This is a genomic window from Sphingobium aquiterrae (assembly GCF_037154135.1).
Taxonomy (GTDB): Bacteria; Pseudomonadota; Alphaproteobacteria; order Sphingomonadales; family Sphingomonadaceae; genus Sphingobium; species Sphingobium aquiterrae.
Window position 1 is genome coordinate 199,234 of the sequence record NZ_JBANFL010000003.1, and the last position, 12,882, is coordinate 212,115.

At 66.8% G+C, this 12,882-nt stretch carries 13 protein-coding genes; 1 reads left to right on the forward strand and 12 read right to left on the reverse strand.

All coding sequences use genetic code 11. The features are described from left to right. Positions 1-30: 30 nt before the first annotated feature. From murD to WFP78_RS04895, 10 genes are all read right to left on the reverse strand, one after another. Positions 31-1,365 carry a UDP-N-acetylmuramoyl-L-alanine--D-glutamate ligase gene (murD, locus tag WFP78_RS04850; RefSeq protein WP_336959267.1) on the reverse strand — a complete coding sequence of 445 codons (1,335 nt, stop codon included), beginning with the start codon at positions 1,363-1,365 and terminating at the stop codon, positions 31-33. Positions 1,366-1,370: 5 nt separating this feature from the next. Continuing rightward, positions 1,371-2,441, reverse strand: a complete 1,071-nt coding sequence (gene mraY, locus WFP78_RS04855; RefSeq protein WP_336959269.1) for a phospho-N-acetylmuramoyl-pentapeptide-transferase — start codon at positions 2,439-2,441, stop codon at positions 1,371-1,373. Further along, positions 2,441-3,820, reverse strand: coding sequence for a UDP-N-acetylmuramoyl-tripeptide--D-alanyl-D-alanine ligase (locus WFP78_RS04860; protein ID WP_336959271.1), 1,380 nt, complete (start codon positions 3,818-3,820; stop codon positions 2,441-2,443). The genes mraY and WFP78_RS04860 overlap by 1 nt, the downstream gene beginning before the upstream one ends. Then, on the reverse strand, positions 3,817-5,259 hold the full coding sequence (locus WFP78_RS04865) for a UDP-N-acetylmuramoyl-L-alanyl-D-glutamate--2,6-diaminopimelate ligase (protein ID WP_336959425.1): 1,443 nt from the start codon (positions 5,257-5,259) through the stop codon (positions 3,817-3,819). The genes WFP78_RS04860 and WFP78_RS04865 overlap by 4 nt, the downstream gene beginning before the upstream one ends. Then, complete coding sequence (locus WFP78_RS04870) at positions 5,259-6,947, reverse strand: peptidoglycan D,D-transpeptidase FtsI family protein (protein WP_336959272.1); 1,689 nt, start codon at positions 6,945-6,947, stop codon at positions 5,259-5,261. Before WFP78_RS04870 ends, WFP78_RS04865 begins: the two co-directional genes overlap by 1 nt. Beyond that, positions 6,947-7,627 (reverse strand): colicin transporter, encoded by a 681-nt coding sequence (locus WFP78_RS04875; RefSeq protein ID WP_336959273.1) that lies wholly within the window; start codon positions 7,625-7,627, stop codon positions 6,947-6,949. The genes WFP78_RS04870 and WFP78_RS04875 overlap by 1 nt, the downstream gene beginning before the upstream one ends. Next, positions 7,624-8,595, reverse strand: coding sequence for a 16S rRNA (cytosine(1402)-N(4))-methyltransferase RsmH (gene rsmH, locus WFP78_RS04880; protein ID WP_336959274.1), 972 nt, complete (start codon positions 8,593-8,595; stop codon positions 7,624-7,626). Before rsmH ends, WFP78_RS04875 begins: the two co-directional genes overlap by 4 nt. Next, a complete protein-coding gene (locus WFP78_RS04885) occupies positions 8,592-9,086 on the reverse strand; it encodes a division/cell wall cluster transcriptional repressor MraZ (RefSeq protein WP_336959275.1) in 495 nt (164 codons plus the stop codon). The genes rsmH and WFP78_RS04885 overlap by 4 nt, the downstream gene beginning before the upstream one ends. Before the next feature lie 363 nt (positions 9,087-9,449). Next, entirely contained in the window at positions 9,450-9,755 is a 306-nt protein-coding gene (locus WFP78_RS04890; RefSeq protein WP_336959276.1) for a hypothetical protein, read from the reverse strand. Positions 9,756-9,796: 41 nt separating this feature from the next. Beyond that, positions 9,797-10,792 (reverse strand): cysteine synthase A, encoded by a 996-nt coding sequence (locus tag WFP78_RS04895; protein ID WP_336959277.1) that lies wholly within the window; start codon positions 10,790-10,792, stop codon positions 9,797-9,799. Positions 10,793-11,370: 578 nt separating this feature from the next. Between WFP78_RS04895 and WFP78_RS04900 the strand changes: the two genes are divergently transcribed. Then, positions 11,371-11,502 carry an entericidin A/B family lipoprotein gene (locus tag WFP78_RS04900; protein ID WP_336959278.1) on the forward strand — a complete coding sequence of 44 codons (132 nt, stop codon included), beginning with the start codon at positions 11,371-11,373 and terminating at the stop codon, positions 11,500-11,502. 68 nt (positions 11,503-11,570) lie between these two features. Here WFP78_RS04900 and tatC read toward each other — a convergent pair whose 3' ends face one another. Next, on the reverse strand, positions 11,571-12,350 hold the full coding sequence (tatC, locus tag WFP78_RS04905; protein WP_336959279.1) for a twin-arginine translocase subunit TatC: 780 nt from the start codon (positions 12,348-12,350) through the stop codon (positions 11,571-11,573). Then, a complete protein-coding gene (locus tag WFP78_RS04910; RefSeq protein ID WP_336959280.1) occupies positions 12,347-12,859 on the reverse strand; it encodes a twin-arginine translocase TatA/TatE family subunit in 513 nt (170 codons plus the stop codon). The genes tatC and WFP78_RS04910 overlap by 4 nt, the downstream gene beginning before the upstream one ends. Positions 12,860-12,882 lie beyond the last annotated feature (23 nt).

Below are 12,882 nucleotides of genomic sequence, written 5' to 3' on the forward strand. Positions count from 1 at the left end.
CCGTCCCGCATGTCCCCTGCTCGCCCCCCTCTAGTCCAGCGCCGCGACGGCGGCGGCGAAGGCATCGCCGCGCGCCTCGAAATCCCGGAACTGGTCGAAACTCGCGCTGGCCGGCGACAGCAGCACCACGTCGCCCGGCTTCGCCACCCGCGCCGCACGGCGCACGGCGGCGGACAGCATCTCGCTGTCGTCCACAGGCATGTGCGGGCGCAGGATGTCGGCGAACATATGGCCCGCCTCGCCAATGGTATAGGCATGGGCGACATTGCCGAAATAGGGCGCGCATTCGTCCAGATTGTCGGTCTTGGCGAGGCCGCCGACGATCCAGTGGATGCGCGGCGCGCCATCGACCGGCGGATAGGCCGCCAGCGCGGGCGCGGTGGAGGCCGGGTTGGTCGCCTTGCTGTCGTTGACGTAGAGGACGCCGTCGCGCTCGGCGACCCGCTGCATCCGGTGCGGCAGGCTGGCATAGCTGGCGATCGCGACCATGGTGATGTCGCGATCGATGCCCAGCGCATCGGCGACGGCGATCGCGACAGCGGCATTCTGCGCATTATGCGGCCCCTGGAGCGAGGGCCATCCGGCCTGCATGGCGGCGGCGATGTCGGTCGACCGGACCTCCACGACATCGTCCCCGCCTCCGCGGGAAAGATGGAGCTGGGCGGCGATCGAGCGGCACGGCGCGTCCTCCACCGCGATGATGGCGGGGTGCTCGGGCGACTGCATGGCGAACAGCCGGGCTTTCGAGGCGATATAGCCGGGGAAGCCGTCATAACGATCAAGATGGTCGGGCGTGATGTTGAGCAGCACCGACACGTCGCAATCGAGGCTGTGGGTCAGGTCGATCTGATAGCTCGACAGTTCCAGCACATAGATGCCCTCGCCCTTGTCATTGGGCGTCAGCGGCTCCTGTCCCAGGATCGGCAGGCCGATATTGCCGCCCATGCGGGTCGGGATGCCGGCGGTCTCGATGATGTGGTGGATGAGCGCGGTCGTGGTCGACTTGCCGTTGGTGCCGGTGATGCCAACGACGCGATGCGTCGGCAGGGTCGGCCGGGCGAGCGCGAACAGCTCGATATCGCCGATCACCGGCACGCCGGCGAGCTTTGCGTTCTGTGAGATCGGGTGGCGGTTGAGCGGCACGCCGGGCGACACCACGATGCCGTCGAAGCCGGAGAGCGGGATTTCCAGCGGATCGGCAAGCTCGGCCTTGCCGGCAACCAGCGCCCGCGCCTCTTCGCGGCTGTCCCACGCGACCACCTGCGCGCCGCTCGCCGCAAGGCAATCGACGGTAGCAAGGCCCGAACGGGCGAGGCCGAGGACGACATAGCGCTTGCCCGCAAAGATGCTGGAGACGATGCCCATCCCCTCTACCTCAGCTTCAAGGTGGCAAGGCCGGCAAGCGCCAGCACGAAGGAGATGATCCAGAAACGGATCACGACCGTCGGCTCGGACCAGCCCAGCTGCTCGAAATGATGGTGGATCGGCGCCATGCGGAACACCCGCTTGCCGGTGCGCTTGTAGAAGAAGACCTGGATGATGACCGACATCGCCTCCACCACGAACAACCCGCCGATGATGCCCAGCACAATCTCATGATGGGCGCTGACGGCGATGACTCCGATGGTGCCGCCCAGCGCGAGGCTGCCGGTGTCGCCCATGAAGACGGCTGCGGGCGGGGCGTTGAACCACAGGAAGGCAAGGCCCGCCCCGATGATCGCGCCGCACAGGATGGCTAGGTCGCCGGCCCCCGGCACATGCGGGATGCCCAGATAACCCGCGAAGTCCGCCCGGCCGGCGAGATAGACGATCGCCATGAACGCAAGGCAGGCGATGATGACCGGCATGGTCGCCAGGCCATCGAGCCCGTCCGTCAGGTTCACGGCATTGCCGAACGCTACGATCACGAAGGCCGCGAACACATAATAGACCGGCCCAAGGTCCAGCGCCGGCCCGTTCCAGAAGGGCACATAGAGAGCGGTGCCGTTGTGCCGCACGATCAGCCATGCGGCGATGCCGGCGATCAGGAATTCGCACAGCAGGCGGAACCTGCCCGAAAGCCCCTTGTGGCTGGCCTTCGTCACCTTGTCATAATCGTCGAGGAAGCCGATGGCGCCAAAGCCCAGCGTCACGAAGATGCAGGCCCAGACATAGACGGACGAAAGGTCCATCCACAGCAGGACGGAGGTGATGACCGATGTCAGGATCATCAGGCCGCCCATGGTCGGCGTGCCCCGCTTGGCCAGGTGGGTCTGCGGGCCGTCCGTCCGAATCGGCTGCCCCTTACCCTGCCGCACGCGGAGCCAGCCGATGAAGGTCGGGCCGATGATGAGGCCGATGATGAGCGCGGTCGCGATAGCCGCGCCCGCCCGGAAGCTCAGATAACGCACGAGGTTGAAGATCCCGTGGAAATCCAGTGTCTGAGCCAGCCAATATAACATTAATCTTTTTCCTCGTGGCTGAGCGCTGCGACCACGCGTGACAGCCCGACACTGTTGGAACCCTTGACCAGAATGGCGTCGCCGGCGCGCATCTCATGTTCGAGCACGCCTGTTGCCGCTCCGGCGTCGGGCACATGCGCGAAAGGGACGACGCCTTCAAGCACATCTGCCAGCGGTGCCATGTCTTCGCCGACAAGGATCGCATAATCGACACGGCCCGCCGAAATCGGGTCCGCCAGCCCGGCGTGCAGGGCCGCGCTCTGGCTGCCCAGTTCCTTCATCGCACCCAGCACCGCGATCCGCCGGTCGGCCTGTTCCCGGCCAAGCTGGCGTAGGGTGGCCGCCATCGACAGCGGATTGGCGTTGTAGCTTTCGTCGATCAGCAGCGCCTCGCCACCCGCGACCGGCACGATGCTGCGCGCGCCGCGCCCCGCAAGGCCGGGCATTTCGGCCAGCGCGATGCCCGCCGCCGCCAGATCGCCGCCCACCGCCTCCACCGCCGCCAGCACGGCCAGGCTGTTCGACACCCAATGCTCGCCCGGCGCGCCGATGGTCAGCGAGATTTCGGCGGTCGGCAGATGCGCGGTCAGCAAGGTGCCGCCATGGTCGTTCGCCACCGCCTCCACCACGCGCACATCCGCACCCTTGCTGGTGCCGAAGGTCAGGATATGGGCGCCATGGCGTTCGGCGGCGGTGCAGAGGGTCCGCACATGCGGGCTGTCATAGGGGATGATCGCCGTGCCGCCGGGCTCCAGCCCTTCGAAGATCTCCGCCTTGGCGCGGGCAATCGCCTCTTCCGTGCCGAAATATTCGATATGCGCGGGCGCGATGGCGGTGACGATGGCGACATGGGGCCGCACGAAGCGGGTGAGGATGGAAAGCTCGCCCGCATGGTTCATGCCCATTTCGAAAATGCCATAGCGCGTGTCGCGCGGCATCCGCGCCAGGCTGAGCGGCACGCCGACATGGTTGTTGTAGCTTTTGAGCGAGCGGTGGACGGCATCATGGGCCGAGCGATCCAGCGCGTGGAACAGCGCTTCCTTCGTACCCGTCTTGCCGACCGATCCGGTGACGCCGATGACCTTTCCGGTCATGCGCGCGCGCGACGCGACGCCCAGCGCTTCGAGCGCGCGGGCGCTGTCCTGCACCAGCACATGGGGGCCGTCGACGGGCTGCTCCACGATCGCGCCGGCTGCACCGGCGGCATAGGCGCGGTCAAGGAAGCGATGGCCGTCGGTGGTTTCGCCGCGCATCGCGACGAACAGGTCGCCCTGCCCCACTTCGCGGCTGTCGAAGGCAACACCGGACACGGCGAAGGGGACAGAGGCGGTGCCGCCCGTTGCCACCGCAATCTCGTCCGACGTCCAGAGTGTCTTCATGCGGCGCATTCCCGCGCCACCAGCACATCGTCGAAGGGCAGCACCCGGTCGCCGATGATCTGCCCCTGTTCATGCCCCTTGCCGGCGAGCAGGACGATATCGTCCGCGCCTGCTGCGGCAATGGCCGCGGCAATCGCGTCGCGACGCCCGCCGATCTCCACCGCGCCCGGCGCCGCCGCCATGATCGCGGACCGGATGGCGGAGGGCTCCTCCGAACGGGGATTGTCGTCGGTCACGATCACATGATCGGCCAGCTCCACCGCGATCCGTCCCATTTCGGGACGCTTGCCGGTGTCGCGATCCCCGCCCGCGCCGAAAAGCGCGATCAGCCGGCCCCTTGTGTGCGGGCGCAGCGCCTCGATCGCGGCGCGCAGGCCGTCCGGCGTATGGGCATAATCGACATAGACCGGCGCGCCCGCCCGGCTGATGACCGCGCGTTCCAGCCGGCCGCGCACCGGCTGCACCCGGCCGAGCAGTTCCAGCACCTTGGCCGTATCCCCGCCGGTCGCGATCACCAGTCCCGCCGATACTAGCGCATTGGCCGCCTGATAGGCGCCGATCAGCGGCAGGTTGACCTTATATTCTTTGCCTTCCGCCGCGATCACCAGCGTCTGGCCAAGCTGGGTCGGCGTGCGCGAGACGAGCCGAAGCGCCTCCCCGCCCACGCCGACGCTCAGCAGCCGGAGCCCCCGCTCCGAAACCTTGTCGATCACCTTTTGCGACCATGCGTCGTCCGCCCAGACGACGGCCGCGCCATCGTCACCCACCACTTCATCGAAGAGACGCATCTTGGCGGCGAAATAGCTGTCCATGTCGCCATGATAGTCGAGATGGTCGCGGCTGAGATTGGTGAAGGCGCCGGCGCGAACCGGCAGCCCTTCGGTGCGGTACTGCGCCAAGCCATGGCTGGACGCCTCGAACGCGGCATGGGTAATGCCCTCGCGGCGGAGCCCGGACATATTCGAGAGGAACGTCACGATGTCCGGCGTGGTGAGGCCGGTCGACACCTGATCGACCGAGGTGGTGACGCCCAGCGTCCCGATGGAGGCGGCATGATGCCCCAGCATCCGCCACAACTGACGGGTCAGTTCCACCGTCGAGGTCTTGCCGTTGGTGCCGGTGACGGCGACCGTCGTTTCCGGGAAGGGCGCGAAGAACCGCGCCGCCATCTGCGCGAACAGGCGGCGGGGCACGGCGTCGGCGATATGCGGCACGCCCTGTACGACGGCTTCCGGCCGGGCGACGACGGCGATGGCGCCGGACGCGACCGCATCGGCGATGAAATCCTCGCCATTGACGCGCAGGCCCTCGAACGCGCCGAAAACGGTGCCGGGCGCGACCTTGCGATGGTCGATGGCAAAGCCGGTCACGACCCCATCGGCATCCGTGCCTTCGGGAAGGCCAGGGCCAAGCCCTGCCAGCAACGCGCCAAGCCGCATCATTCCTCTCCCTTCGGGTTCCAGAGCAGCGGCATCAGCTCGGAAATGTCAACATCGCGATGCTCTTCGGGCAACACGCCCAGCATCGGGCCGGTCCGCTCGATCACCCGCTTCACGACCGGGGCGACCGTCCAGGCGGCGGTGCGCAGCCCGAATGTCTCGGCATTGCCCTTGGGCTCATCCATCATGGCGAGCACGATATATTTGGGATCGTCCATGGGAAAGGCCGCCGCAAAGGTCGTAACCAGCGAATGATGGGCATAGCCGCCTTCGAACGGCTTTTCCGCGGACCCCGTCTTGCCGCCGACGCGATAGCCCTTGGCATCGGCGCTGCGGCCGGTACCGGCCGACACGATCATGCGCAGCAACTGGCGCATCCGCGCGCTGGTCGCGGCGGAAAAGACGCGGCGGCCCTGCGGCACCTCCTCGGGCTTGAGCTTGCGCAAGGTCGCCGGGCGCCAGATGCCGCCATTGACGACCGCGGCATAGGCGCTGGCCAGATGCAGCGGGGTCACGGCAATGCCATGGCCGTAAGCCACGGTCATGGTGGTGATCCGGCCCCAGCTGGTGGGCCACAGAGTGCGGGCGCGCTCCTTGAGTTCGATGCTGGGGCGGCGGTCGAATTCAAGGTCGCGGAACAGCTGCTGCATCCGCTCCGGCCCCATCTCGTCGGCGATCCGCGCGGTGACGATGTTGGAGCTGTGCACCAGCGTTTCGGGCACGTTGAGCCAGCGGCCGAGCGGATGATCGTCCTTGATGCGGAAACCGGCGACCTGCAGCGGCGCGGTCGCATCATAACGCTTGCTCATCGAAGTGACGACGCCGGTATCCATCGCCTTGCCGATCGACAGCGGCTTGAAGGTCGAGCCAAGCTCATAGCGGGCCTGCACCACGTCGTTCCGCCGCGCCTCGGCATCCTTGCCCAGCTTGTTGGGGTCGAAGACCGGGATGGAGGCCATGGCGATCACCTCGCCGGTCTTGGCATTCAGGATGATGCCGGCGGCGCCATTGGCGCTTTGCGAGATCATCTGCGCGTAAAGCTCGCTTTCCAGCGCCGCCTGTACCCGGCTGTCGAGCGAAAGGACCAGCGGCTGGCCGCGCTTGGCGGGGTCGGTCAGCTCGGCGTCGAACGCCGCTTCCACGCCCATGCCGCCCTCGCCGTCGGTCGGCGCGAAGCCCAGCACATGCGCGGCGAGCGTGCGCTGGGGATAGACCCGCTCCTTCTCGCGCGGGAACTCGATGCCCGGTTCGCCCAGCGCGTTCACCGCCGCCACCTGCTCGGGCAGGGCGCGATGCCGCAGATAGGCCCAGCCCTTGCCGGTCAACTTGCGATACAGCGCGGCCTGGTTCTCGTCCGGGAAGATTTCCGCGAGCTTGCGGGCGAGTTCCGCCGGATCGCCGATCAGCATCCTGGGCCGGACGGCGATGGAATAGCCGTCCATCGTGCGCGCCAGGGGCACGCCGTTGCGGTCGACGATATCGGCGCGGGCGGGCAGGCCACTGCCCAGCCCCGCCCCATGCGCATTGCCGGTGAAGACGCCCATCCAGACAAGACGCAGCGCGATCAGCAAGGTCATGCCGGCGAACAGGATGAGCAGCAGCATCAGGCGCTGATGCGCCACCGCCGTCAGGTTGATGCGATTGGTGGCGGCGCGTGGAGTATCGGGGCGGACGACGATGGTGGCCATCAGCGCCGGTCCTTCCTCTTCTCACTGGCGGCGCGGGCCGTGATCTCGCCCAGGGTGCGGTCATCCAGCAGCTTGGCGTCCAGCATCGCCATGCGCTCGGCATTGCGGGCGACGGGGCTGGCGCGCGAAGGCGCCGCTGCCGCACGCGCCGGCTTGTCTTCGCGACCGATCGTTGCCGACGCGATCTTCACCGCCGCCTTTGGCACTTCCGGCACGGTCGGCACGATGTCGGCCGCGCGCGCCGAACGGATGATCGAGATGTCGCTGCGGATCTGGCTCGCCGCCGGGCTGGGCGCGGGCGCCGGCACGGCGGAGGGCAGGTCGGCCGGGGTTTCCACCATCGCGACCATCACCGGCGGCGCGACGAAGGTCGGGCCATTGGGCTCGACCCCGTCCAGGCTCGCCAGCGCGCGCTCGCCATTCAGATATTGCGCGGCGGCGGGCGTCGCATAGCGCAGGTCTTCCGCGTTCCAACGTTCCAGCTGGCGCAGACTCGCCCGCGCGCTGAATTCGGTTTCCAGATAGCGGATGTCGCCGCGGGCCGCCGTGATCTGCGTCCGCACCCGCATCAGCTCGTTACGCTCGGTCGCGGCGCGCAGCGACACCAGATAGGCGCCGAGCGCGCCCAATGTGACGAGCAGTACCCAGAACAGGCTTTGGAGGCGCTTGACGGCGATCATGCGGATACCCCCCCTCGCGCAGAGCCCGGCACGGACCCATGCGCATGCTGCGCGGGCGCGGCGGTGCGGACGGCGCTGCGCAGCGTCGCGGACCGGGCGCGCGGATTGCGGGCCAGTTCGGCCGCGCCGGGGCGCACCGCCTTGGCCGGCTTGTCGAATGTGGGCGCAGCGCTTGCGGCGCGGGCGGGCATGTGGCGCGATCCGCCGCCCTCCGTGCCGCTGCGGCGGCGCAGGAACTGCTTGACGATCCGATCCTCAAGACTGTGGAAGGTGACGATCGCCAGCCGCCCGCCGGGCTCCAGCACCGCCTCGGCAGCGGCAAGACCGCGTTCCAGCTCGTCCAGCTCGCCATTCACATGGATGCGGATCGCCTGGAAGGTGCGGGTCGCCGGGTCCTTCTTGTCATGCGGCTTATAGCCCAGCGCCCGGCGCACGACCGCCGCCAACTCGCCGGTGCGCGACAGCGGCCGGGCCTGCACGATGGCGCGGGCGACCCGGCGCGAGCGCGGCTCCTCGCCATAATGATAGAGGACGTCGGCAATCTCCTCCTCGGCCGCTTCGTTGAGGAAATCGGCGGCGCTCTGGCCCGACTGGCTCATCCGCATGTCGAGCGGCCCGTCCGACTGGAAGGAAAAGCCGCGCCCGGCACGGTCGAGCTGCATCGAGGACACGCCGATGTCGAGCGTCACGCCGGAGACCGATGTCACCCCCGCCTCCGCCAGCAGCGCCTCCATGCGGGAGAACTCGCCCTCGATCAGCATGATGCCGGCCGCCTCGGCCGCATCGCGCCCTTCGCGGATCGCATCGGGATCGCGGTCGAACGCGATCACGCGCGCGCCGCGCCCGGCCATCGCCCGGCTATAGCCGCCCGCGCCGAAGGTGCCGTCGACATGCGTTTCGCCCGGGGCGATGGCGAGCGCGTCGAGCACTTCTTCGATCAGGACGGGGATGTGCGGGGCAGCGCTCATTTCCTGCCACCTTCCCGCTCGGCCAGGAAACGGCGCACCTTGTTCTTCAGCAGTTCGGGGCGGCCCTCGCTCTCCAGATAGCGCTGGGGCGACCAGATCTGGATGTAGCGGCTGACGCCGACGAAGAAGAGGACGTCGTCGATGCCGCATTCCTCGCGCATGTCCTCGGACAGGGAGAAGCGGCCGCCATCGTCGAAATTGGCGTTTTCGATCAGCGGGAAGATCGCCTCCCGCGCGGCGTCGGCATCATAGTCGCGGCCGGTTTCCATCGCGAGGCGGGCAGCCTGGGAAATCTCCTGCTCCAGCGCGATTTCGTAGGAAAGGCCAAAGCCGATGGCGCAGCCATGCTTCTCATGCAACGCGACACGCAGGCGGGGCTCGTCGCTGCTGCTTTTCCGGACAAGTTTGCGCATCTCGAGCGGCAGCACGAAACGGCCCTTGCCGTCTGCCACGCTGAAGGCGTTACCCGAGAAGTGAATGTCGCCCGACACGCGAAGCCTGCTTGCCCCTTTCCAACGGGGCAACAGACCTCCCGCCGCGAAGAACGGTGCGCACCGTCCTTCCCGTCAACAGGAATCGCAAAGCCTGAACAGCCCCAGTAGCCTTGTGATTACCAAGGCTAGGTCTGGGAATAAAGGGGAATTTATGGGAATTTATGGGATTCCCTGTCCCAGAACGTATTTCGGCGCATTTTCCACACAATAATAGTCATGCGTTCCCTCCATGTTCTCATGGAGAGGCACGATTGAAGCGTTCATGACATGATATCCCAGCCATTCCCCGGCCCGTCCCAGCTTTGCCCAGGGGCCATCCCATGCCTGCCCGGATCGACCCGGCCGGGCCCGCGCACGCCGTCACTGCTGGCGCGGCTCGCGGTCCATGGGCTTGCGAAGATTGGGATCGGGCTGGAGATCGGGCACCACCTGGCTCTGCGGCATGGAGGGCGTGACCCCCAGTTCGGCCAGCGGCTCTTTGGGCTGGGCCAGCGCATTGGCGTTGTCCAGCGTGGACACGGTCGGCGGCGGCTGCACGGCATCGTCCAGCTTCGCCTTGTCGATGACGATGTTGGCCAGGCCCACGAGCAGGATCACGCCTGCAAGGCCGGTGAGCCCGATCTGGACTCTCTGCAACCCTTCCTGCCTGCGGGGATCATCCGCCATGGCCGGTCCTTCCTTCATTCGCCGTGACCCGTTGTCGGCGATCAGCTATTCTGCGCGAGCCAGGGGAAGACCGTCAACCCCTTGGATTCCAGCCATTCGCGATTGTAGAGCGTGGAGAGATAGCGAAAGCCCGTATCGCACAGCACGGTGACGATCCGCTTGCCCGGCCCCAGCTGCCGCGCCAGCGCCACCGCGCCGGCCACATTGATGCCGGTGGACAGGCCAAGGCACAGCCCTTCTTCGGCCAGCAGGCGGCGGACCCACTCCAGCCCTTCCTCATCGGAAATGCGGAACTGGGTGTCGATGGGCGCGCCATCCAGATTGGCGGTGATCCGCCCCTGGCCGATGCCTTCGGCAACGGAGGTGCCCTCCGCCTTCAACTCGCCATGGGCATAATAATTATAGAGCGCGGCGCCATGCGGGTCGGCGAGCGCGATGGTGACATTCTCGTCATGCGCCTTGAGGCCCAGCCCGACGCCCGCGATCGTGCCACCGGTGCCCGCCGCGCAGACGAAGCCGTCCACCCGGCCTTCCATCTGCGTCCAGATCTCCTCGGCGGTGCCCATGATATGGGCCTTGCGATTGGCGATATTGTCGAACTGGTTGGCCCAGACGGCGCCTTCCGTCTCTTCCGCGATCCGGCGCGAGGTGTGGACGAAATGGCCGGGGTTGGAATAGGGCGCCGCCGGCACCGTCACCAGCTCCGCGCCAAGCGCGCGCAGCGTCTCCATCTTTTCCCGGCTCTGCGTCTCGGGCATGACGATGATGGTGCGATAGCCCTTGGCATTGGCGACGAGCGCCAGGCCGATGCCGGTATTGCCCGCCGTCCCCTCGACAATGGTGCCGCCGGGCTTGAGCAGCCCCTTCTCCTCGGCATCGTTGACGATGTAGAGCGCGGCGCGATCCTTCACCGACGCGCCGGGATTGGCAAATTCGCATTTGCCGTAAATGTCACATCCGGTGGCGGCCGAGGGGCCTTCGAGGCGCACGAGCGGCGTGTTGCCGATGAGCGCAAGCGTATCCTGTTGCACGAGCATGATGCATCGATAGGAGGCGCGGCCGGTTTTGCCAAGCAACGGAATGCTGCGCCGATGAAAGCAGGTGTATCGGCTGGCCCCGGCACACCGGCCAACCAGCCGACACCGGCGGGCCATGCCGGTCATGCCCTACACGCAACCGCCTTTACGGGCCGGGGCGCCATCATGGACGACAGAAATGCCCCCCCTTCCCCCGCCCCCGGCGACTGGGCGCGCGGAAATCGGCCGGCGATCGGGGGGCTTTTTTGATGTCAACGCGCCATTAACCACCCAAAAACTTGATTCCGAAGGCAAAATATTTTGCGAATTTTTCGAGGCCGCTGGGAACCCCGCATGGCCTGGGGGGTTCTTACATGCGGATAGCAAATCTTTTGCCCCCCGCTCTTGCTATCCAAAAAACATGGGCCCGGATCGCCTCTTTCCCCCCGACTGCGATCCGGGCCCAGACAGTATCCGCGCCACAGAGGCGCCCATTCCCTCCAGACCCCCCGTCCGCCGCAGAAACGGACCGCCTGGCGTGCCGGCGGATCGATGTGGCGTCGGCGCGGATCGGCCACGTTCATTTTGGGAGAATGCCAATGAAGAAGATCATCGCCGCAGCCATGCTGCTGCTCTCCGGCGCGCTGGCTTTAAGCGCATGCAACACGGTCGAAGGCGCCGGCAAGGATGTCCAGAGCGCCGGCAAGGCGGTTGAGAAGGCCGCCAACTGACGACGACCAAGCGACATCTGTCGAAAAAGGATCGGGCCGGCGCGTGGCAGCGCCGGCCCGTTTCTGGATCAGGTCGTGGAGGCGGCCCTTTCGGCCTCGCGCGCGGCGCGGCGGTCGGTGAACCAGATGGCGACGATGGTGATTTCGTAAAGCAGCAGCAGTGGGATGGCGAGCATCAGCTGCGACACCACGTCCGGCGGCGTCAGCACCGCGGCCAGGATGAACGCCGCCACGATCATGTAGCGGCGCAGCCCGATCAGCTGCGCGCGGGAGACGAAGCCCGCCCGGTTGAGCAGCATCAGCAGCACCGGCATCAGGAAGCTGACGCCAAAGGCCAGGATGAATTGCATCACCAAGGTCAGATAAGCGTCGGCGCTGGGCAGCGCCTGCACATTCAGGCCGCCGGCATTCCCCTGAAACTGCAGGAAGAAATGAAACGCCATCGGCATCACGACATAATAAGCGAGCGACGCGCCCATGGTGAACAGCACCGGTGTCGCGATGATGAAGGGCAGCAGCGCCTTCTTTTCCTTCGCATAGAGGCCGGGCGCGACGAACGCCCACAGCTGGTTCGCGATGATCGGGAAGGACAGGCAGAAGGCGCCGAAGACCGCGATCTTCACCTGCACGAAAAAGGCTTCGTACAGCTTGGTGTAGACCAGCTGGCCATGACCGTTGCCAAAAGCCTCGCGCAGCGGCTGGATGAGGAAGGCGAACAGCTTGTCCGAAAAATAGAAGCACACCGCGCCGGACAGGGCGAGCGCCCAGACACAGCGCAACAGGCGGGCGCGAAGCTCGATCAGATGGTCCAGCAGCGGTGCCTTGCTGTCGTCAATATCCCGGATCATGCCGCCGCGCCATCCTTGGGCTGGGTGGAGGCAGGCGATCCATCCGCGTTGTCGGCAACGGCCTGTGCCGGCGCAGGTGCAGGCTGGGCCGGGGCGTCATAAGGGAAGGCCGACTGGACAGGCAATGCATGAGTGTCGGGCGGCGATTCGAGCCGGAGCGGCTCGGCCTGAGGCGCCTCGATCTGCCCGGTTTCAATATGCCCCGCCTCGGTCTGCCCCTCCTCGGCCTGCCCCTCCTCGGCCTGGGCCATCTCGATCAAGGCCGGCGGGGGCGCGGCATGCTCGCTCATGATCCGCTCATTCTGCGCGGCCCACTTCTTTTCCAGCTCTTCCAGCTCCACTTCCCGCACCATGGCGTCGATGCCCGTGCGGAAATGGCGAGCCATGGCCTGCGCCTTGCCCACGACCTGCCCCACCTTGTAGAGCGCGCGCGGCAAATCCTTCGGGCCGATCACCACGACGGCCACAATCACGATAAGAAGAAATTCAGCCGAATCGATACCGAACATGCAAAGGCCGCGCGCGTCAGAGT

Excerpts from the sequence above, each read along its gene's own strand:
- murD (WP_336959267.1), bottom strand. The coding sequence starts at position 1,365 with ATGGGCATCGTCTCCAGCATCTTTGCGGGCAAGCGCTATGTCGTCCTC.
- mraY (WP_336959269.1), bottom strand. The coding sequence starts at position 2,441 with ATGTTATATTGGCTGGCTCAGACACTGGATTTCCACGGGATCTTCAAC.
- WFP78_RS04860 (WP_336959271.1), bottom strand. The coding sequence starts at position 3,820 with ATGAAGACACTCTGGACGTCGGACGAGATTGCGGTGGCAACGGGCGGC.
- WFP78_RS04865 (WP_336959425.1), bottom strand. The coding sequence starts at position 5,259 with ATGCGGCTTGGCGCGTTGCTGGCAGGGCTTGGCCCTGGCCTTCCCGAA.
- WFP78_RS04870 (WP_336959272.1), bottom strand. The coding sequence starts at position 6,947 with ATGGCCACCATCGTCGTCCGCCCCGATACTCCACGCGCCGCCACCAAT.
- WFP78_RS04875 (WP_336959273.1), bottom strand. The coding sequence starts at position 7,627 with ATGATCGCCGTCAAGCGCCTCCAAAGCCTGTTCTGGGTACTGCTCGTC.
- rsmH (WP_336959274.1), bottom strand. The coding sequence starts at position 8,595 with ATGAGCGCTGCCCCGCACATCCCCGTCCTGATCGAAGAAGTGCTCGAC.
- WFP78_RS04890 (WP_336959276.1), bottom strand. The coding sequence starts at position 9,755 with ATGGCGGATGATCCCCGCAGGCAGGAAGGGTTGCAGAGAGTCCAGATC.
- WFP78_RS04895 (WP_336959277.1), bottom strand. The coding sequence starts at position 10,792 with ATGCTCGTGCAACAGGATACGCTTGCGCTCATCGGCAACACGCCGCTC.
- WFP78_RS04900 (WP_336959278.1), top strand. The coding sequence starts at position 11,371 with ATGAAGAAGATCATCGCCGCAGCCATGCTGCTGCTCTCCGGCGCGCTG.
- tatC (WP_336959279.1), bottom strand. The coding sequence starts at position 12,350 with ATGATCCGGGATATTGACGACAGCAAGGCACCGCTGCTGGACCATCTG.
- WFP78_RS04910 (WP_336959280.1), bottom strand. The coding sequence starts at position 12,859 with ATGTTCGGTATCGATTCGGCTGAATTTCTTCTTATCGTGATTGTGGCC.